We start from the raw sequence: 20957 nt of genomic DNA, 5'->3' as shown, positions 1-20957 counted from the left end.
TCCGGGTCCAACGTTTTCGAGTTCATCTCGGCGGTGGAGCGCGGGTGACAACCTCATGGCATTGTGCCATCACGCGTCCAAGGGGCGGCCAGATCTGTGTGACGATGGCGATCACATGGAACATCGGGGTGTCCCACAGGAATATAGCGCCCGTGTCGACTTCCCCGAGCCCGTTGCAACAGTCTCGGATCCGATGCTGGGGTGCTTGGGTGAAAGAGGCGCACGCGCTCGAGCACAGCGTTGCAATAGGCCTCGGTCGCATAATACGCGATGCGGTCGATGTCGCTCAGGTGAACACCTGCAGATGCGAGGCAATATTGAATCGAACGCATTGGTAACTTGTTGGAGTGCTTGATCCGGTTAAGGCGCTCCTCCTCGACCGCCGCTATCACTCGCCCGTCGCGAACGGGAACCGCAGCCCCATCGTGCATAAAGGTGCTCGGTAGATCGGACGAATTTTCGTAATCTTTGCTTAGACCGCCACTGAGCCCTAGACACAGCATGTTGCTCTCCAGTTCGTTTCGGAAGGTAGGTCGCTCTGGCCTGGCCACCGGCCTTCGTAGTTTCATAGGGTGGCGCTTGACAGTGCAGCTAGAGCTCACGGGGTCGAAGCCGATACCATTAGTGACCGGCGCGGCGACATTGCCGACAACCGATCCTGCGCAACCTTCTTGATCATTGTTGCGACGCCGCACAGAAACCCGGGCCGAAGCGCTTGCAGCAGAACTGCCTAACCTATCCACATCACTCAATCCTTCATATTTCGGCCCGACAGCCGCAAGAAAACATCACGAGGTTTGGTGGCCCTGCAAAAGGCGCAGACCAAGTCCTCGCGGCTGCGAGCGCGCCTGCTCTGGCTTCTAGTGATTGTGGGAGATGCACTCACAGGTTAGTCGACCAGGGAACAGTGCTTCTTGTGAGAGCCCTATCAGCACTGAAACGGGAGAAGCAACGGTGAAGATTCTGCCCGATCACGACCAGCGTAAGATAACAATCGAGGCCAGGCAACTGACAGAGGGCTCCAGGTCGAATTTCCAGCATCGTCTCCGCACCTGAGGACCCATTTTTTTAGAACTCCACATAATCTACACAGCGCTCTTCAGCGTTTTCTAAGGGCAATCGTTTTGAGCAGTAAAATCGTTTTTGTGGATGGAATGCGTGCAAAAAGGAATGGGTGGATTCATAGCAAGGCGAGCGGCACTTTCAAACAGCGGCCGTGATGATCAACGTTTACGGCAAATCCGCCTCCGACGTCGGTGCCGACGACCGACCTCCGAAATCCTCGTGTATCGTCGTACCCGCAACACTCCTTCTCTACTCTGGTTTTCAGCCGATAAACCTAGCCGCAGCTTCGCCAGTCGGCACGTCGATAAGCGTGATCGGGCTTGCTGCAAGGAAACGGCGTTGGTTGTTGGTCGGCGCTGCCGCATCCAGCACCGCAAAACGTGGTGCGTTGGATCGCGTCATGATCCGTCGGGCGTAGGTGCGCAGCATCTGGTCGTTGAAGCGGCAGCCGATGAAGAAGAGCCTCTGTTGGTGCGCCGCTCCTTCACCGCTTCGCTGACCCACCTGAGCGGCGGAACTCCTTCCGTCGCTGATGAGGCCGTTGATGGCCTGCTCGCCCGGCCTTCCGGTGGGTCGGCCGGCATCGAGACAGGCGATTATTACGCGGCGGGCGCGGCGCGCGAGGTTTCGATGCGCTTCAGTCCATCGGTGATGGCCGCGAGCCCTTCCCGCAGCGTCTGCCCTATAGTGCCCGGACCGATGTCGATTGGAGGATTGTCAAGCATGGCTACAATGTCGCTGCCGTTGAGATAATCGAGCTTCTTCTGGACTGTGGTTCGGACACGCTCGGTCGCGCTCGACAGTGCCTCACCGTTGCGTTCGGTGATGGCGGAGAGCTGATCTGAAAGCTCTCCTCCGAACTGCAGGAAGATGTCGTCGACATACCTCCACGTTCCGCCGCGGGCTTCCACATCGACCATCTGGTTGATCTTGCTCTTTACCTCATCCCGCAGCGTCAAGGCAGTGTCGAGATGAGCCTGCCATATAGCTATGATACTTTCGACCGAGTTCTCGATGGATTTGGTCCTTTCGGGCTGGTCTGCGATGCCAAGAAGGACCAGAAGTTGATCATCGTTACCGAGCCGCGGGACCACCGCTGCGATCAGACGCTCCACAACCGCGCGCCTACGGGCTGCATCGCCTAGTTCCTTCGGCCATTGCGACGACACTATCTTCGCAATCCTCTCAGAATTCGCGTTCTCTAGCGGATAAGAAAGCTGTCGCTCCTGAGCCTTTGCCTTGATCAGACGGAACAAGGACTCTACTACCTCGTCTTGATCGAGAGCGCCCGTTGGAACTCTGTTCAGATCGATCCCATTCACCACGACCTCTTCGCGGCGGTCGCCGTTTGTCTCGCCCTGCCCCGCCCCATCGGGCATGTCATCCACATATTGAAGATTTCGCAGATTCTCAGGATAGGCCAGCATCAACAGAAGTCGGCCGGCGAAGTTGTGCAGCGTTGCCTCCTGCTCTTCCGGAGGCGTCGCAGCCAGCACACGTTGCAGCCAATCCGCGATCTTCGTGGTCAGATGGGACAACTCTGCGGTCTGTCCCGCGCCAATTTGCGCGCTGAGACTTACTGCGTGATTGGAAATGGTCGCGGCCGCGGCGGCAATGCCCTCCTTCACTTCCGGGAGAAGCTGCTCCAGGAGCTCAGCCCCGCCTTCACGCTTGCTTCTCTCTTCAGTTTCTTCAACACTCCCTGCAGAGTTCCCTTCCGCGCTATCGAGCGCCGTCATCGGCCGATTGAATTCTTCAGAGTCGTCGGGTGGAAGAAATTGGGAGTTCTCCTCGGCGTTCATCTCAAACTGCTGAATGTCTTCTTCAGTTAAGATTCCTGCTTCCTGCATGTCAGGCAACCTCATGCGGAAGTTCACGAAATACTTCTTCATCACCTTTTGGACCTGCGGGAACCCGGCCTTTCCACCATCAGCCAACTTGACGAGGATAACGCCGTTTTCGTTCATCCTGCCCGTGCCTCTCCGCAGAAGCGAAAAGTTCTCCTTACTACTATCCTCATCATCTTCAAAAGGCATGTTTTTCAAAGTTTGTGCCAATCCATTGAGCTTTTTCTTACTCACCAGGACAGCAGGCTTCCGCAGATCGCCAACCGTGCCGACCGCAAAGCAGAACTCCAAATCCGCTCTGTTCTTCGTCTGGTCGATCAACTGCAGAAATTTCTTCGCTCTTGTCCTATTGTGCTTCATTCCGGCCATTATATCTCTCCAGTTTCCTGTTCTAGATCAGTGTACGTCGGTTGATAGGGTGGGACAGGATCTGATCACCCAACTTCCCGAAGATCTGCCTGATGGAGGTGACCGCGCTCTCCAGCGGTCTAGTCGAGCGGGAAAGCGGCGCGCCGAGATCAAGCGACGATCGCCGCCAGTCGCAGCCGTGACCGCCTCCGATCCGGCCGGCAACCGACATGCCGACCTCTCCCGCCGCAGACCTGCGTGGGCGTCTCGTGACCCCATAGGGCTTTCCCAGCGCCAGTCGGATGCTATCCCGGCGTTCATAAGAAATCTGGACATCGGAATTCTGACAGCAGATTGCGGGACAACGGGCTCATCACGCTGTCAGGCTGGAGGTTAAAAACTGCCCAATGGCGACCGGACACCAGTCGTACCTGAATAAGGTCCCCTCCTCCCAATGGCTGCTTATCCGCCTCATTTAAGAGGCGAAACAGCGCCCAATGGCCGCTCTTGGAGAGGGTGGCGCCTTGAAAACCGATGAAAGCGACGGAAGCGCCGCCGACGCCGCCGGCCGTAGGCCAATGGAAATGCATGGCCGCCGCGGCCGTTCCTCGTCGATGTTCGAGGCGCTGGCCGTCGATGTCTACCACCACCTGGTCTGTCAACGGATCGGTCTCGGCGACGGTGAGCAGGAATCCAACTGACACCTGGCCGGCATCATCGAACATGGTGTCGCGGATCGTGGCTGCCCGTTGGAACTGGGCCAAGGTATTGCGGCCGATAGGGAAATCGACACCGCTCGTTGGCCGAAACTGCCACGAACCTTTGGATTTGTCGACGAATGGGGAAAGGTTCTCGGCGAAGAAAGTGTCGATCTCCGCCTTGCGGCCGAACAGCCGGGCGAAATCGCTCAAAGGGATATCCCGGCGGGATCCGCTCGCGAAGGGATACCGTCCTTCGGTAGCCCGTCGGCACAAATCGCCGGGGCCGCCCGCCCAACCGCTCGCCAACCCGCGCCTCATGCCGCTGACGGTTAGGTCCGAGCTGTGGCGGCTGAGGCCGAGGATCCATTGCCGGATGGGTTCGGGCAGATCGGCCGCCCCCGCCTCGATCTGTTGGATGGCGACGCCCGCCTGCCCGTTGTGTTCCAAGATGTTCGAACCCGCCAGCCCCTGCGCCTGGCTGAGGGAGCGATACAGTTCGCCGAGATCCCGGAGAGCACTGTCGATCGGCGCCTGCGCGCCCGCTTGGCTGTTCGACGGCACTTCGACCAGCTGGTGCAGCCACCGGAAATGATCGCCCATATAGAGCTGGACGTGAGCTTCAGGCGTGTCCGCGGCCGGTTGAGACCGGAACAGTGCCTCGAGCTCGCTTGGCAACACCTCGCCCTGGGGGACACTGTCACCTTTCGTCAAGCCGTCCTCGGGAGCCGGTGGTTGCTTGAGCTTTAGCTCCTGCGCCGCCGCGAAAAGGAACAGGCGCATTGGTGACGTCGGCGCGGACAGCGTGTTCAAGGTGCGCAGCGCGTCATCGATACCCCCAGACGGGCGGATGGACATATCGCCAATGAGCTGGTCCCAGCGCAACGCGAACTCCTGAGCGTAGAGATCCGCCGCCGAACGCCGCAGCTTCTGGCTCACATCACCGGCTGCAATCGGCGCGACTACCTGTGAGTCGAGAACCCAGCCTTCTGCAGCGACAGCGTCAGCCACTTGCGGCAGCAATCGCAGGAAGGTTCCGTAAAACCCCGCCCTCGTGTAGATGCCAGGAACCCCCTCGCTGAGCGGCTGTCCCGATTTGCGAGCCAGGACGCCCTGCGCCAGCGGCCCGGCATGGTCGGCCAGACGCCAGGTTGGCGCCCGCGAGGCTTCGGGACTGGTCGCGATGATGTCGAGGACGCGGCGCGCCATCGAGACGGTCTGGAGCTTCGCGCGGCTCCTCTCGATCAGTTCGCCATTAAGCTCACTATGGGGCAGCGGCCCTTCCATGAGTGCATCCAGGTGATCAGCGAGCGCGCTGCGCAGGCCGGCATCGGCTTCGGCCGGAAACATCACTCGCCAGTCGGCAGCCATCCAGTTTTTGACGACCGCGCGCTGGAGCGGACCCTGCTGACCCAGCATCAGGTAAACCTTTAACGCCTGGTAGACGAACTGATCATCGTCGTGCCGCTCGACCAATAAGGTTTCCAACCGGAACATCAGCCGCGGCAGCAGGATGGTGTTCACGGCGCGGCGGTACGCCGCGAGCGTCTGAACCTTGATTTTCTTACTCTGGTCGAGACCCGAACTTGATAGGCGGCCGCCCGCGCTGTCGCCGTTGGCATCACGCAGCCGCTGAAGCAGTGGCAGGATGGGTCGAAGATCGCCACTCTCAACCCGGTCGAGCTTCAGCTTTTCAGCCCCTCTGGCATAGCTGCCAGCCATTAGGCGAACGCTCTCGATCAGCTGAACATTCCGAATATAGCTGAACGTCCATAAGACGCTGGCGGTAACAATGACCGCCGCTATCATCGTGTAGGCGCCATACCGGATCCGCCGCTGGCGCCGATCGAAGCGGTGATTGGCATCGACGAGCCCAGCTTCGGCGAAAACGACTTCGCGCAGCAGCCGGCTGATGAAATAATTACGGCCCGGGCCACGAAGCGCTGTACAGGGCGGCTGAGCGATCTCGAAGGTCTGAGATCTGGCGTTCGCAACTCGATCGAAGGGCATGCCAATTTGCGTGCCGCTTAAGAAGTAGACGCCGCGGAGCATAAGCGGTTCCTGGAACGAATTCCCGCCAAAGGCTTCCTTCAAGAACTGTTGCGTCAGGTGCTTGAGGCTAGCGACCTGCTGTGGGAAGCCGAACATGAGCGCACGACGCTGGAGGTTGCTTTCGTGCTGCATTCGTTCAAGCAGCCTTTCGTTTAGGCGGCCAACAAGCGCATCGTATGCTGCGGCAAACGCCATCGGATCGCCTTCGTCCTCCGACGCCTCTTGCGCAAAGGTGAACCCCCACACCGCCTCCCGCCCCTCGCGACCCAGATCGTCGAAGAATTCAACAAATCCCGCCAGCAGATCGCTCTTAGTGAAAAGCACATAAATCGGCAGTTGCAGGCGAAGCTCCCTGTACACTTCGAGGAGCCGCTCACGGATACAGCGCGCGCGATCGGCGAGCACTTCCTCGGATGTAGAATTCAGCTCGCTGATTGCGATCGTGACTAAGACACCGTTCAGCGGCTGCCGTGGCCGGGAGCGTCTGAGCATACGAAGCAAGCCACGCCAAACCGCTTTGTCCCGGTCTGCATCACCCTCCTGTACCGTGTAGCGCCCAGCAGTGTCGACGAACACCGCGTCATCGGTGATCCACCAGTCGCAGTTTTCCGTACCCGCTAACCCACCGGCGGCTCTCAGACCGGACCTCGCCGCCATCGGAAAGCTGAGCCCGGAATTGACTATTGCTGTGGTCTTCCCCGAGTTGGGCGGACCGATCATCACATACCAGGGCCGCTGATAGAGCCACCGCCTGCTGATACCTCCTGCGTAGCGGCGCCCCTTGAGTGTGGTAAGGGTCTCGCGGAAACGATGACGAATCGCCTCCAGCTCTCTTTCAGCAAGCGTGCTGGCTTGCCCCACACTTCGGTCGGAAGGCCTTGGGTCTCTCTTCTTCTGCTCGGCCCCACCCGCGTCCAGCGCTCCCGACACTCGTGATTGGACGAGGTCTTCAAAATAGGCCTGAACCTTGTAAAGCTGGGACTGGATCAAGTAGATCACGGTGTATCCGACCGGAATCAGCATCGATGCCGCGATCTGGCTGCGAAGGCTGTCAAGCGGCGCAAATCCTCCGACCGAGATATGCGGTCCGAGCGTGAAGATTAAGGCACATACGATCGCCGCCCCGCCGACACGGAGCCATTGCCACCTAAGCGCTTTCTTGATTGACTGCATGGCTTGTCTTCATTGTGTCTTTGTGATGATGATTTGAATCCGACGGTTCCGCGCGCGGCCCTCGGGCGTGTGGTTCGAAGCGACCGGTTCTCCGCTCCCTCTGCCCTCTTCTCGCACGCGGCCTGGGTCATCCATCATGGATTTGATAATCTCGGCAGCTGCGCTCGCACGCGCGAGCGAAAGGGAATCGTTTGAAGGGAAGGCGAGTGATTGCACCGGAATGGCGTCGGTGTGCCCGGTCAGGAGGACCGATCCCGACTCACCGTTCAGAGAACGACCAATTCGTAAAAGAAGCGGCAGGAACATTTTCTTCACTTCCGGACTAGCAGAATCGAACATCCCGGAGGCGCGAATGATAACGACGATCTGCTGTGGGTCCTCGGACACAGTGACAAGCCCTTCGCGGATTTCGGGCTCGAGGAAGTTACGCAGTCGGTCGCTGCTCATAACAACCTTTGGTGGCAATGCGATTCTCGCCGATCTGACAACGCCGTTCGGCGGCAATGTCGCGATATCGTTGAAGACAGCGTCGGCGCGGGCATTTAATGCATGCAGGAGTCCGGTATAGATCGAGAGGAGTAATCCTGCCCCAAACGCTACGACGGCCCAGATTGGAACGATTGTGCGGCGTGGCTTCGGATTATTTGAGTTCCTCCGCCAGTGCGGGGATAGTTCGCGCTCGAAGTCACCACGGGCTGCTCGGATCAGGCGGTAGACGTCTTCGCACAGCACACTGAGCTCTGCGGCTCCTCCCGCAGTGACGCGGTAGCGGCCTTCGAAGCCCAACCTCATGCAGTAGTAGAGCAGCTCCAGCAGTTCTATATTGATGGCCGGTTCATTTTTCAATTGCGTCAGCAGATCGAAGAAGCGCTCGCCGCCCCAGGTATCGCTGAACAGCGATCCCACCAAGCTGCGCGTCGTCCAGACGCTGTTGCTGCCCCAGGCTGTGTTCAGAACGATGTCATCGATGGTCGCGCAGAGGGCGTATTTGCAGACCTTGATCGCTCGCGAGGGCAATCCGAGCGGCGTGATCCGACGCTCAAAAGCATCGATCTCCCGCAGCACCCTAAGGCGCAGTGCTTCAACGTCGATATGGCTAGCACTGCTCTTGAGCTGAGCGCTGAGACCCAGCAGCGCCGCCGCGGCCGCGACCAGTGGATTAAGTCGGTCGAGCGCAAGCATCTCCCAGGTAAGTTCGTCCGCCACTGGCGATGACGGCGAAGGGACAGCCAACTGCTCCTCGGCGTGAAGGAGGACGAGTGGCTGGGATTTTGGCATCGTTTCCTCAATCACCATCATCAACCCGCCCACTTCCCTTCGGAGCGGACGCTCTCATCGTGGGATCGGCGGGCGGGTCGACTACGCTCTCGCACTGGGCGCGCGAAGTCGGCGCCGAAGCTCCGGAGCAAATCGGTTTCGATGCTCGATACGACGTCATTGAAGACGCGCACGTACGCACTCCGGTTTCGCGCCTTATGGTTGCGGTGCAAAAGGGAACGGGGCCGCCCCATCGCCTTCTCGATCCCTGCTAGGGACAAGCGTGCACGGACGCTGGACAGAGCCTTCTGCACAGCCGCGAATGACACGTCATGCGTCCCACGGTCGGTGAAGGCTTGCTCAACGGCCAGGTCTCCGCGGAGGGACCCGCTGGAGTCATTGCACAGAACTGCGCGCAACGCCTCGCCGACATCGGGAACGAGACTCAGGGTTTTTTCGTCGGAACTCTTATTTCTGAATAATTGTTCGCCAGCTCTCGCTCGGAGAGTATGCTGTGCAGCGCGGCGGAATACAGAAGCATTTTCCCTGCACGATCCAGCACGCTTACGATGCCGGCATTCCGGACATCTGCCAATGATAAGCCGCAGGCGGCAAGGAAAGCCGTGACCGCCGCTCGATGATTCTTGGCGAGATGATTGCTCCACCTTGGGTTGCGTCAAGATGGGGGCCCGATCTGGCACACTGTCTGCGTAGATATCCCACGGACTTCTCATCATGCCCGCCAGCGCGTCTAAACGAGTGCCTAAGAACGGCAATGGTAGGAACTCGCCGTCCCTCAGGTCCAGCAGCGCTTCTTCACCCCGGGTGCAATTGCCCGCCAGGAGCGACGAGGCCGTTTCGAGGGGGCCAAGAAGACTCAACTCCTCACTTGTCGCTGCAAGTTGTCCCTCCGGTTCGGCGGCACTCTCCGCAATGGATATCGAAGGCGACACCGCGACGACATCGGTCATATAGGCGCCGATCTGAATAACATCGCTGGTTTTCCGGGCGACCGGCGCCTCTGACGGAAGCGGCACCGCCTCGTCATTTTGACATGTGTCGTCGCGGCCTCGGTCGATCAGTACGTATCGCCGTGCCATGCACTCGATTGAGCAGTGGGATTTCGAGACCATCTGCTGATCATCCGGCAGAACCAGGCTGTTGCCTGCTCGGCTGGTAGTCAGTCCACCAGCCGCGTCGCCCGGCACGAGATATTCCGGAAAACTACATCTATTGCTGTGTACACGTAGCGTGAGGGGCATTGGTGGGCTAACTCAAATGTGGGTTCTGTCCGGCTCGGATGGCCCAGAGAGCCATTTCGAGATTTGGGAAGTCGCCAGCAACGTGCAGCGCCAAGCCGGCGGATTGGGGCATATCCTTCCAGAAGCGGCTATTTTGATCGATCTCGAAATAGCTGAATCCAACATGGAAGGGGATCTGACGCGGCGCGACCGGTAGGGGATTGATGATAATGCCGGGCAGTGCGACATTGACGAGTTCCGTGATTTTCTCCGCCGGGCCGATCTTAATCTGAGACGGGAACTCGCGCCGGAGGCGCTCGACCTCAATATCAGCCCGAGCAGCCAGCACGAAGCTCGAGGTCGTAAAGAGAGAGCGGTCGGCCACCTCAGCCACATGGACACCGTATTTTTGCCGCTGCAGCGGTACGGGGACCGCAGTCTGCTCAATCACTGCACCCAGCGAAGCCCGGATCGACTGTATCACTGGCAAAAACGCCTCCGCGAGAGAGTCGTGCTTGTAAACACCAAGGGTCGGGGCACGTTTATCGACGCGGGCGAACGTGGCTAGTTCACCCGCCAACTGGAGCATGAGAACATACAGCGATTCCGGATTTACAACGGCGGCCTTGGACAGGTGGCAGAAGTACGGCTCGTACCGATTGATCGCCTGCAGCAGAAGGAAGTCCGCGAGCTCTGCAACCCGGTTCGTTCCCGACTGGGAGACCCGAGTGGCCAGAGCTTCACCACGATGGTGAAGCAGGCCGGTGATCTCAGTGATGTAGTTCGAGAGGACCCGGGAGCTGGCGCAGTCGGGGGTTGGCGGCACGTGCGTTTCGTCCAGAATGATCTGTCGGTCGGCCCGGACCTCTATGATACGGGCGATTGGGATGCAAGTGTAGCCAGACCGGTCTGCCGCGTCCGGCAGCAGTCGAAAATCCAGCCTCGCTACGTCGATGGAGGCGCTGCCTCGCTCGCCAGCGTTGGTGTCGACAACATCCTCAGTGGAGACTGCGAAGCGGATAGGTACGTCAATTCCCGCTTGCGCGTCGGTTTCAAGAGCGCCGGGTTGATAAAACGGTACCGCCAAGTGAATAAGCGAATCTCGAAAATCCGGCGGAACGTCGTAGGGAGTTGGCTGGTTGGCTTCGTCAGGAATACTGAAGGGCATCCCGTCCTCCAAGACGCCGCGAGCCGCTTCGATGGCGATCTTACCGAGACCAAGCAGCTCTCGATTGAGCCGCAGCTCGCTGATACCCCACCCGTACCCATGCAAAACCGCCGTCCTGCTGCGCACCAGCTGTTCGACGTGACGATCGGCCTGCTGAAAATGCTGCGGGCGGAGGAACAAGCCCTCCGACCAGACGACCCTATTATTCCACGACATTCAAGACTCGCCTCGCGTCCACCTGACAGAACGGCTTTCTCCGTAAAAGTAGCAGAGCTTCACTGCCCCCTTGCATGCACATCTGATATCCAACAATGCGCTGGTAGAAGGGCATCGCGTGTCGGGACAGCTCAGATATGCAAGCGCCGAAGCTCATCAGGATTGGTCATGAGCCCCCTTGCAGCGCGACAAGCAAGGGGTCTCATCTAGACTGTCGCTCAGTAGCCCGTTGCCCTCAGAGCCTTATTGGTCGTTCATGTTCACACTGACCTACAACGCGCCAATTCGCCTGTCCTGTCACTCGTACGGGATGAATCTCGCAAATGACCGCCCGGAAGCCTTGAGACCCGGCGCCGCAAGTACGGGGCCAAAAGAGCAGCGCAACAGGCAAGGTGACACGTGATGCGCATTGCCTCGTCGAAAATGTTCCTGAATACGCTGAGGCAGTGCCGCCGCCAACATCGTCTTCACGCGCCGCCGCCCCTAAAGCACCTTGACGACCAGTTTAGCGATTAGACAACCACCTCCTGGACACGATCCACGAACCGGTTGCAGTCCCGGTTCGCGCCAGGTGCGGGATAGCAGCCTGGCGGCATGGATCATTCATGCGGCGAAGATAGGCATTTCCACATTTGGTGATGCCCAATAGCTAGCGAATGGGATATGCGCTGCGCCTCATGTTGGCGCGCGAGCACATGCAAGATGGCACGGTGGAGATCGACCGTTTTCATCTCGGTGAGCGACCGAGAATGGATCCGGACGGTCTACCGCCTGGACGGGGCCGAAAAGGCCTTTCGATACATGCAGGGCGCGCGACGGCGAAAGGGATCGAACCGCAACCTGCCTGATGGGCGGTGAGGCGTTCATGGCGATTGGCAAGAGCTTTGCTACGCATGAGAACGTAAAGCATTCGAGCCGCGAATTCGTCCAAGTCGCCGTCCACTCGGTGGGAGGTTTCAGGTCCCGGGTCCGCCGCACCATTGCCGGCGTCTTTCATCATATCAGCCCGCAGCATGCCTTGTCTTTCCACGAGATCGGCTTCCGCTGGTCACAGCGCATTGTTACGGGCCAGGCAGTGCGGATACTAGTCACGGGTGCCGCCGGCGCTGCGATTGCTGCAAGTCTTTCGCGCTATTACCGGCCGGCAATGCGCAGAAGTCCGGATGCCGGGATCATCGTTAGATCTCCCAGCCTTTTGTGATAAGGCCGCGTTGTTTAGCGGAAGCCAGCAAGGAGTTCGAAGACGAAGGCCGACCTCACTGGCGCCGCAATTGGCGACAGTTGCCACTACCCTGGTATCGTTGGGCCAATCCCACCATAGAAGAGATCATGTCGATGTTTCGTCGTAACCGGCTTGCGCGGCACCGGCGGCCGTCAGCGTTGATAGCAATCCGAGCCGATCGCCACATCAAGCACGGACCTCCGGTCTGGAGAACGGGTCGTCGCTGCATCTCTCGAAGGATCGCCGCTGTCGTTATGGGTTCACGCAGGAGCTGCGCCATAGCCGCTCACTAACCGGATGCGAGCATATCACCTGTGCATGCAATCCAATACCGGGACTGCGCTAGTTTGAATCGCGGGCTCTTCTCCGTGGTTTTTGAGGTTCTGCTGCAATGATGCGTTTACGCTACCAGTTATCAACGGCCTGGCCATGTCTTCGGGATCTGCCGGCCTCCCGTCACCTGAGCTCGATTCCGCAGAGCCGCCCCATGCCACAACAGCAAAAAACGGGACCCACGGTGATTGAGCGGCGTCCGAACGAGGCTCGGCAAGCTGGAGCGGTCGATGGTCGCAGTCGCGCCCCTTGCACTCTGGTTAAGTCGCTTGAGCCCCTGATAAATTCTGACCTTCCGTCAGCAGTCGGTGCCCGACAGCTGACCCCTTGTTTCCTGAAGGCCATATCCCAGGGGGGTGAGCATGGTTGACAGGGACCCTCGGACTAAGGGGCAGGGCTCTTCGCGGCCGGATGAGGGCCGGCACCCAGCGGATCAAAGAGCGCAGTCTTCAGTGGCGCGTGTCGATCAAGTGGCCGACAACTTCAATTCGGACGACATCTGGCAAGAGAATTCGGTATTGCGTTACGTGGAAAGGCTAAGCGTCGACCAGCCAAGCCCGCCGACCGAGCTTCAAAGCCCTGAAGAACAAACCCCGCAAATGATGGCTGACATGACGGAACTGACGAGAGTTCCGGTCGTCCCGGCAGAGACCGCGTTCAACCTCACGAGGACAACAGATGAATACAATAATGCCGATCGCACTATTCACCTCGTCGAGGGCCAGCCGCTGGAGACTGGCCCTCAGCGCGGGGGGCTGCATGGCCTTGGGAATTTAGAAGCCTCAGCGGTTGCCGGGCCCACCGAGGTGCCGGGTGGAAGAGAGGAGCATTCGGCCATGTCCGAGGTGCCCGCGGAGCCCAGCGATCCGACCGGTGGCGGGCGCAAGAGGCGGACTACTGAGAAGGACGCAGATCCCAGGCCCAGCCGCAGGCAGACGTTATATGCTCAAAGGCCGCTGGCGTTGGCGCCTGATCTCAGCGCCGCGAATGCCGGCATAATCGTGGGGGCCTCAACGGGCGATCTCGTCAATCGAGCGGCGTTCCGGACGGTGTCGGCCCAGGACCAGGCGAGGCTGGACGAAATCGCCAGGCAGACACCGCGGCAGTCGAGGCAGAGCAAGGGGGCGTGGGCGGACGCGCTGAAGGCGGCCCATCCCAATCTCAGCGCCGCCGATGCCGCCGTAATCGTGGGCGTCGTAAAGCGGGTTATCGCCAGGAGGGCGGCGTATCGAACGGTGTCGGCCCAGGACCGGGCGAGGCTTGACGAGATCAAGGCGGCGACACCGCAGCTGCCGGGGCAGAGCAAGGGGGCGTGGGCGGACGCGCTGAAGGCGGCCCATCCCGATCTCAGCGCCGCCGATGCCGCCATAATCGTGAATGCCGTAAAGCAGGATATTGCTAAAAGGACAGCGTTCCAGACGGTGTCGGCCCAGGACCACGCGAGGCTGGACGAAATCGCCAGGCAGACACCGCAGCTACAGGGGCAGAGCAAGGGGGCGTGGGCGGACGCACTGAAGGCGGCCCATCCCGATCTCAGCGCCGCCGATGCCGCCGCCATCGTGGGCGCCGTAAAGCGGGTTATCGCCAGGAGGGCGGCTTTTCAGACGGTGTCGGCCCAGGATCAGGCGAGGCTGGACGAAATCGCTAGGCAGACACCGCGGCTGCCGGGGCAGAGCAAGGGGGCGTGGGCGGACGCGCTGAAGGCGGCCCATCCCGATCTCAGCGCCGCCGATGCCGCCATAATTGTGGGTTCCGTAAAGCATAATATTGTAAAAAGGGCGGCGTTCCGGACGGTGTCGGCTCAGGACCAGGCGAGGCTGGACGAAATCGCCAGGCAAACACCGCGACAGTCGAGGCAGAGCAAGGGGGCGTGGGCGGACGCGCTGAAGGCGGCCCATCCCGATCTCAGCGCCGCCGATGCCGCCACAATCGTGGGCGCCTTAAAGGACGATATCGCCGTGAGGGCAGCGTTCCGGACGGTGTCGGCCCAGGACCAGGCGAGGCTGGACGAAATCGCGGCGGTGACACCGCGGCAGGGGCGGAGCAATGCGGCCTGGGCGGACGCGCTGAAGGCGGCCCATCCCGATCTCAGCGCCGCCGATGCCGCCACCATCGTGGGCGCCGCAAAGGACGAAATCGCCAGGAGGGCGGCGTTCCGGACGGTGTCGGCCCAGGACCAGGCGAGGCTGGACGAACTCGCTAGGCAGACACCGCAGCTGCCGGGGCAGAGCAATGCGGCCTGGGCGGACGCGCTGAAGGCGGCCCATCCCGATCTCAGCGCCGCCGATGCCGCCGTAATCGTGGGTGCCATAAAGCAGGATATTGCTAAAAGGGCGGCGTTCCGGACGGTGTCGGCCCAGGACCAGGCGAGGCTGGACGAAATCGCGGCGGCAACACCGCGGCAGGGGGGGAGCAATGCGGCCTGGGCCGATGCGCTGAAGGCGGCCCATCCCGATCTCAGCGCCGCCGATGCCGCCACCATCCTGGGCACCTTTAGGGACGATATCGCCAGGAGGGCGGCGTTCCGGACGGTGTCGGCCCAGGATCAGGCGAGGCTGGACGAGATCAAGGCGGCGACACCGCAGCTGCCGGGGCAGAGCAAGGGGGCGTGGGCGGACGCGCTGAAGGCGGCCCATCCCGATCTCAGCGCCGCCGATGCCGCCATAGTCGTGGGTGCCGTAAGGCGCGATATCGCCGTGAGGACGGCGTTCCAGACGGTGTCGGCCCAGGACCAGGCGAGGCTGGACGAAATCGCTAGGCAGACACCGCAGCTGCCGGGGCAGAGCAAGGGGGCGTGGGCAGACGCACTGAAGGCGGCCCATCCCGATCTCAGCGCCGCCGATGCCGCCATAATCGTGGGTGCCTCGAAGAAACGGATAGCCAGGAGGGCAGCGTTCAAGGTGATATAGGACGGCTCATGACTCATCACCACATTCCCTAGGAACTGCACCATCATGTGCGTTGGTTGTCCACCACGGGATTGCATGAGCATGTGAGAGCGCCGAATTTTTCTTCAGTCTGGAGGCCAATACCTGGCTCGAGATCGATATTTAGGGGCACGACGGCCGGCGCATTCCGGCTGACTAACACGCCGAGAGCGACCTCGTCTTCGACGGTCGGGAGCGCAGAATGTCGGCTCGCATGCCGCTGCGACCATCAGCCCGCTCCTCGCAAGATTGGCGCCAAGGCCGCCGTCGAACGATGGCGACGAGGCAAGTTTTTCCAAAACTTTCTTTAGCATAGAGGTAGAAGGATCGCTACAGCGGGGTTGCAGTGCGCGGGCGGCTAGGGTGACTAAGTGCGTGCACTCCACGACCGTCAAACGGGGTCGGTGTCCGTCAATTCGAAATCGCAGGGATCTGCACGAGAGACCGCGTGGTTGCCCTGCACGACTAATGGAAGCAGGGTCGACAGTCACGTTGGGATGCGGTAGGTGCGCGATAGAACGGGGGATTGGCGGCGGGACTCGATTCTTTTTAGAAGATCACGCAAAGCCGCATCACACCCATTGTCAAAAGTAAATACCGCGACGATGGTTATTAACCTTCGACTTCCGTCGAAAACGGCAATGGCGCTCACGAAGGAGGCCGGCCGCTGCGAAACCCCGCCATCTCCGCACCCCACTCCTTCGCTCCAACTGGGAGCAAAATGAATGAGGCAACGTGCGAATCTCGGGGAGCATCGTTACATGCGGTCAATACGGATCTCATCCAGATTGTCGCCCTATATGCCTCGTGCGGCGGTCCGGCGGAGCGCAGGAGATATAATGCCGTTGAAGTGCTCGAGCCGTTCTACCACTGACGCCGGGTCGCTGCACGCGCGATGGCGCCGACACCCCCAAGAGCGATCGCCGAGGACGCCATCCACCTTATGCAGCAACTGGCGCGGAGGCGGCCGCGCGAAGACTTCGTAGTTGGAGGCCTTCAGGCTCACGTTTGCAACGGTACTCCGCAGGTTGCCCTTTGCAACGACTGCCCGACGATGTTAATTCAATCTGGCTGAGCTTGTACCGTCAAGTTTATCCAGTTTGGGGTTCGCTCCAGCGGTGGGTTGCGCATCTGCGGCGGCATCGGCGGGTTTAGGTGCGGAGACCATTCCGGCTGCGCAGCACTGCATCACGTCGCGGGTTGCCGATCTGGGCGAACTCTGCAGGGTTAGTTAGCCGAGGCCAGAGTGCTTGGCTTGCCACGCTCCTCGATAACCCGATCCAGTCCACAGGCGACCGCAGGCCGGAGAGCGAAGTATCGGCGACGAGAGTCCGGCTTTCCTCACGACCATCAGAAGCCTGAACCCGCGCCAACGATCATTGGCAGCCAGCGGGATCAACACCAACGCTTGCCTTTCGCTCGTTTCCGGCCACGGCGCTTGCGCATCGTGAGCTTCTCCTCCCGATGGACCCGGAAGAGCTTCTTGTTGTTCACAAGGTGTCCCTCGCGCCTGAGCAGCACATAGCTGCGTCAAGATCCGAAGCGGCGGCATTCACGCCCCAAGCATTCACGACATATACGAATGTCGATTGTGCATGAGCAATCGCGTCTGCTCATTGCTAAACATTGAGAAACAGAGGCGCGACGATCTTTTATGTCGGGAAAACTGGGATTTGGGTCATGCTCGATGCAGATCATCTATTAAAACCGATCAGCGACGGCAACGCATGCGGGGATGCTCTCGATTACGATTTGAGCTTCCTGGAGCTGGAGATAGCGTCGCATGGCAAGCCGCACCAGCAGATAGGCGACTCCATCGCCACCGAGGAGGCTCCCGATTGGACAGAGGTGTGGCGGCTTGGCCTCGACCTTTCTGCCCGCACTAAGGATCTAAGAGTCGGAATCTTGCTCACACGATCCGCCCTCAGTCAGTTCGGCTTCTCTGGTCTAAGTCGGGGGCTTGAGCTGCTCGCGGCCTATGTCGAGCTCTACTGGTCAGAGCTACATCCGCGACCGGATCCAGAAGATGACGAAGATCAGACCGTTCGCCTCAACGCTCTAGCGAGCCTCTGCGATCTCTCCGGGCTCTTGGCAGAAATACGCCAAGTCCCACTCACCTCCTCCAGGCAATTCGGGACTTTCACGCTCCGCGATTGGGCTGGTGCGCTACGGTCCCAATCTACGGAAATTGATCGTTCGACCATCGAGCACGCCTTCATCGACACCGATCCACTGCAGCTCGAGCAGATCAGCACTGGTCTCCACGCCAGCCTGGCAGCCGCCACCCATCTAGACGCGAGTGTTCGGCAGCACGTCGCGAGTGACGAGGCCGTTCGATTCGACCCTCTGATAGTGCTACTCACCCAGGCCAAGGATCTGGTCGACGCCCATCGGAAAAGGGCCCAGCCTGCAGCCCCGGCATCTCCATTGCCAGACTCTAGCAAGGCCTCTTACCCCGAAGTGATCCGCAACCGCGATGACGTTGTCGAAATTCTTGGCCGCATTTGCCACTGGTACCAGGTGAATGAGCCCGCGAGCCCGCTGCCAGCCCTCCTGGAGCGCGCGCAGCGACTTGTCTCGAAGGACTTCATGGCTCTTATCAAAGAGTTGGCGCCAGAAGGGGTTGCCCAATACCGTTCGATTGCCGGTCTGGCGGTCGGCGAGGGCACGTGACGTGCGCAATCTTCCCTATCAGGAGAGTGGAACACATGACAAAGGCGAGTAGTCAAAAGTTCATCGCGCGGGTTCGTCCGCCTCGCGTACAGATCGAATACGACGTCGAGACCTATGGCTCTCAGAAGAAGGTTCAGCTTCCCTTCGTGGTCGGCGTGATGTCCGACCTCGCCGGCAATGCTGCCGAGCCGCTTGCCCCTGTCGCGGAGCGCAAGATGATGGAGATCGATATCGACAATTTCGATGATCGGCTCAGATCGCTGAGGCCCAGGGTGGTGATGCGGGTGCCGAACCTATTGACCGGAGAAGGCCAACTCGCTGTCGACTTGACGTTCGAGCGGCTCGAAGATTTCTCGCCGGCGGCCGTGGCGCGCAAGGTCGACAGCCTTAGCAGGCTGCTCGAGGCGCGAACGGAGCTCTCCAATCTGCTGGCCTATATGGACGGTAAGAACGGTGCCGAAGAGTTGCTCACCCACTTCCTCGCGGATTCGGCACTGCTAAGCGCCCTCGGCAATGGCATCGAGACTGAGAAGCCTGATGCATTGGTTGCCGCTCCGCCATTGCCATCCCCAGACACAGAGGAGAACTGATCATGATGCCTGCAGATGCCACAGATGTACAGGTCGCCACCGTTGATCTCGGCGATTTCACCCGCATGCTTCGATTCGAGTTCAAGATCCGCTCGGACCACTCCCGTGACTTGGTGGAGAGTGCCGTCCGAACACTGGCCGAGCAGGCACTTCAAAACACGTCGCTAATCAGCGACGATGTCGTCACGACTATCCAAGCAATGATTGCTTCGATCGACCAGAAGCTTTCTGCACAACTCAACGAGATCCTCCATCACGAAAATTTCCAGCGCGTGGAATCAGCTTGGCGGGGCTTGCATCACCTTGCCATCAACACCGAAACCGATGAAACGTTGAAGATTCGCGTTCTCCCAGTTTCAAAGGTGGAGATGTCCCGAACTCTGCGGAAATATAAGGGTGTCACCTGGGATCAGAGTCCGCTATTCAAAAAAATTTACGAAGACGAATACGGCCAAATCGGCGGTGAACCCTATGGCTGCCTGATTGCCGACTACTATTTCGACCATACCCCACCGGACGTAGAGTTGCTTTCGGGACTGGCGCAGATCGCGGCGGCGAGCCACTCACCGCTTATATCTGCCGTCTCACCACATCTGCTGCAGATGGATTCTTGGCGTGAGCTTGCGAACCCGCGTGACATCACAAAAATCTTCCTCACGCCCGAACATGCCCCTTGGCGGGCGTTCCGCGAGAGCGAGAACTCTCGGTACGTGGCCCTGACCTTACCACGCACCCTTGGCCGGCTGCCCTACGGGGCCAAAACCAACCCGGTCGATGAATTCGCCTTCGAGGAGGACACAGACGGCGGCGACAGCGAGAAATACCTTTGGACGAACGCAGCCTACGCCATGGGCGTAAATATCACGCGCTCGTTCAAGCTCTATGGCTGGCTCTCCAGAATTCGTGGCGTCGAATCCGGCGGCCTGGTCGAGGGTCTGCCGGTACATACCTTCCGCAGCGACGACGGTGGCGTCGACCTAAAATGCCCCACTGAGATCGCGATCAGCGACCGCCGTGAGGCCGAACTGTCCAAAAACGGTCTTCTACCGCTGTTGCACCGCAAAAACACGGACCTCGGCGTATTTATTGGCGCTCAAACTATTAACAAGCCGGTCAAATACGAAGACCCCGACGCGTCAGCGAACGCCGAACTCAGTGCACGGCTACCCTACATCTTCGCAACCTGCCGCTTCGCACATTATTTGAAGTGTATGGTCCGGGACAAGATTGGCACGTTCAAGGAGCGCCACGAGGTCGAGGAGTGGCTCAACCAATGGATTCAGGGCTATGTCCACCCCTCGCCCGAGCTTGGGAGCGAAGAGAGTAAGGCACAGCAGCCGCTCTCCTCAGCCGAGGTCAAGGTGGAAGAGGTCGAAGATAATCCCGGATATTACGTTGCGAGATTTTACATGCGGCCACACTACCAGCTCGAAGGCCTAACCATCTCTTTGAGACTTGTCTCGCGCCTGCCATCCGCCCGCAAGGACTGAGAAAACCCGCAGATGATTGTGCTCCGTTCTCGGCGCCAAAACTCCGGAATAGCTGCCCCGGGCTGGCCGATGCAATCCAGGCCCAATCAGATCAACGAGAAAAGGAAAGTCCATCATGGCGTTCGACGCGGTTATAAAATTCACGCAAGCGTCCAAGGACGGCATTTTGCCCAAGGGCGAATCTATCATTCTAAAGGACGGTATCACCCTAGCGGACGAATGGAGCTTTTCACTCGAAAACAAGCTGAACATTGGGCCTCATACCGCCGGGGCGGGCGCGGGCAAGGCCGAATTCGAGGTCTTCACTATCAAGAAGCAGGTGGATACGTCATCGCCCTCTCTGTACGTTGCCTGTGGTCGCGGCGCCCACTTCAATAGCGTCGAACTGAAACTTTTCAAAGCGACGGGGAGCGGACAAGCTACATCAGAATCGAACCTGTTCTTGCACTGGAGTTTCAACATGCTGGTAGTCGAGAAGGTCGAGTGGTCCTATGCGGAAGAGGCCCCCGAGGAGACGATCACATTCCGGTTCGGCGCCTGCAAGGTCATTTATTACAGGCAGGATGAAAAAGGCGCTCTTACCAAAGCCGGCGAGGGCATCTGGAACCAAATCGCGAACAGCACCGACTTCAATAGGCTCGTCGGCTGATGGGGCCA

10 protein-coding genes and 4 pseudogenes are annotated in these 20957 nt (G+C 59.7%); 6 read left to right on the top strand and 8 right to left on the bottom strand.

Annotated features, from left to right (window positions below; translation table 11 throughout):
* Positions 1 to 176: 176 nt before the first annotated feature.
* The 7 genes and pseudogenes from EFQ99_RS30955 to tssK all read right to left on the bottom strand — a co-directional run.
* A pseudogene (locus EFQ99_RS30955) lies at positions 177 to 503 on the bottom strand (carbamoyltransferase N-terminal domain-containing protein); the annotation flags it as partial.
* 823 nt (positions 504 to 1326) lie between these two features.
* A pseudogene (locus EFQ99_RS30950) lies at positions 1327 to 1565 on the bottom strand (SIR2 family protein); the annotation flags it as partial.
* Positions 1566 to 1664: 99 nt separating this feature from the next.
* The gene (locus EFQ99_RS30945) at positions 1665 to 3281 is read right to left on the bottom strand and encodes a hypothetical protein (protein WP_012489526.1); all 1617 of its coding nucleotides are present in this window, start codon (positions 3279 to 3281) and stop codon (positions 1665 to 1667) included.
* 296 nt (positions 3282 to 3577) lie between these two features.
* On the bottom strand, positions 3578 to 7183 hold the full coding sequence (gene tssM, locus EFQ99_RS30935) for a type VI secretion system membrane subunit TssM (protein WP_097593478.1): 3606 nt from the start codon (positions 7181 to 7183) through the stop codon (positions 3578 to 3580).
* Positions 7184 to 7192: 9 nt separating this feature from the next.
* Positions 7193 to 8482 carry a type IVB secretion system protein IcmH/DotU gene (gene icmH, locus EFQ99_RS30930; RefSeq protein WP_012489524.1) on the bottom strand — a complete coding sequence of 430 codons (1290 nt, stop codon included), beginning with the start codon at positions 8480 to 8482 and terminating at the stop codon, positions 7193 to 7195.
* Complete coding sequence (locus EFQ99_RS30925; protein ID WP_210256236.1) at positions 8482 to 9702, bottom strand: type VI secretion system-associated FHA domain protein; 1221 nt, start codon at positions 9700 to 9702, stop codon at positions 8482 to 8484. The genes icmH and EFQ99_RS30925 overlap by 1 nt, the downstream gene beginning before the upstream one ends.
* Before the next feature lie 7 nt (positions 9703 to 9709).
* The gene (gene tssK, locus EFQ99_RS30920) at positions 9710 to 11065 is read right to left on the bottom strand and encodes a type VI secretion system baseplate subunit TssK (RefSeq protein ID WP_016737477.1); all 1356 of its coding nucleotides are present in this window, start codon (positions 11063 to 11065) and stop codon (positions 9710 to 9712) included.
* A gap of 653 nt (positions 11066 to 11718) precedes the next feature.
* Between tssK and EFQ99_RS30915 the strand changes: the two are divergent.
* Both EFQ99_RS30915 and EFQ99_RS30910 read left to right on the top strand, forming a co-directional pair.
* Positions 11719 to 12266 (top strand): annotated as a pseudogene (locus EFQ99_RS30915) (transposase); the annotation flags it as partial.
* Positions 12267 to 13621: 1355 nt separating this feature from the next.
* A complete protein-coding gene (locus EFQ99_RS30910) occupies positions 13622 to 15529 on the top strand; it encodes a hypothetical protein (protein WP_245436852.1) in 1908 nt (635 codons plus the stop codon).
* Between the two features lie 1248 nt (positions 15530 to 16777).
* Here EFQ99_RS30910 and EFQ99_RS30905 read toward each other — a convergent pair.
* Positions 16778 to 17134: pseudogene (locus EFQ99_RS30905) on the bottom strand (IS3 family transposase); the annotation flags it as partial.
* A 93-nt stretch (positions 17135 to 17227) separates the two neighbouring features.
* Here EFQ99_RS30905 and tssA point away from each other — a divergent pair.
* The 4 genes from tssA (at position 17228) to EFQ99_RS30885 (ending at position 20949) form a co-directional block, all read left to right on the top strand.
* Positions 17228 to 18220, top strand: a complete 993-nt coding sequence (tssA, locus tag EFQ99_RS30900; RefSeq protein ID WP_004680423.1) for a type VI secretion system protein TssA — start codon at positions 17228 to 17230, stop codon at positions 18218 to 18220.
* A 35-nt stretch (positions 18221 to 18255) separates the two neighbouring features.
* Positions 18256 to 18810: a type VI secretion system contractile sheath small subunit gene (gene tssB, locus EFQ99_RS30895; protein WP_016737476.1), complete on the top strand. Its 555-nt coding sequence runs from the start codon at positions 18256 to 18258 to the stop codon at positions 18808 to 18810.
* A 2-nt stretch (positions 18811 to 18812) separates the two neighbouring features.
* On the top strand, positions 18813 to 20300 hold the full coding sequence (gene tssC / locus EFQ99_RS30890) for a type VI secretion system contractile sheath large subunit (protein WP_004680425.1): 1488 nt from the start codon (positions 18813 to 18815) through the stop codon (positions 20298 to 20300).
* Positions 20301 to 20415: 115 nt separating this feature from the next.
* On the top strand, positions 20416 to 20949 hold the full coding sequence (locus EFQ99_RS30885; RefSeq protein WP_004680426.1) for an Hcp family type VI secretion system effector: 534 nt from the start codon (positions 20416 to 20418) through the stop codon (positions 20947 to 20949).
* Positions 20950 to 20957 lie beyond the last annotated feature (8 nt).

Origin of the sequence: Rhizobium vallis (assembly GCF_003985155.1) — a bacterium.
Classification (GTDB): domain Bacteria; phylum Pseudomonadota; class Alphaproteobacteria; order Rhizobiales; family Rhizobiaceae; genus Rhizobium; species Rhizobium vallis.
This window is presented reverse-complemented; position numbering and strand designations above follow the sequence as displayed.

Coding starts and splice junctions, on each gene's coding strand:
- EFQ99_RS30945 (WP_012489526.1), bottom strand. CDS start 3,281: ATGGCCGGAATGAAGCACAATAGGACAAGAGCGAAGAAATTTCTGCAG.
- tssM (WP_097593478.1), bottom strand. CDS start 7,183: ATGCAGTCAATCAAGAAAGCGCTTAGGTGGCAATGGCTCCGTGTCGGC.
- icmH (WP_012489524.1), bottom strand. CDS start 8,482: ATGATGGTGATTGAGGAAACGATGCCAAAATCCCAGCCACTCGTCCTC.
- EFQ99_RS30925 (WP_210256236.1), bottom strand. CDS start 9,702: ATGCCCCTCACGCTACGTGTACACAGCAATAGATGTAGTTTTCCGGAA.
- tssK (WP_016737477.1), bottom strand. CDS start 11,065: ATGTCGTGGAATAATAGGGTCGTCTGGTCGGAGGGCTTGTTCCTCCGC.
- tssA (WP_004680423.1), top strand. CDS start 17,228: ATGCTCGATGCAGATCATCTATTAAAACCGATCAGCGACGGCAACGCA.
- tssB (WP_016737476.1), top strand. CDS start 18,256: ATGACAAAGGCGAGTAGTCAAAAGTTCATCGCGCGGGTTCGTCCGCCT.
- tssC (WP_004680425.1), top strand. CDS start 18,813: ATGATGCCTGCAGATGCCACAGATGTACAGGTCGCCACCGTTGATCTC.
- EFQ99_RS30885 (WP_004680426.1), top strand. CDS start 20,416: ATGGCGTTCGACGCGGTTATAAAATTCACGCAAGCGTCCAAGGACGGC.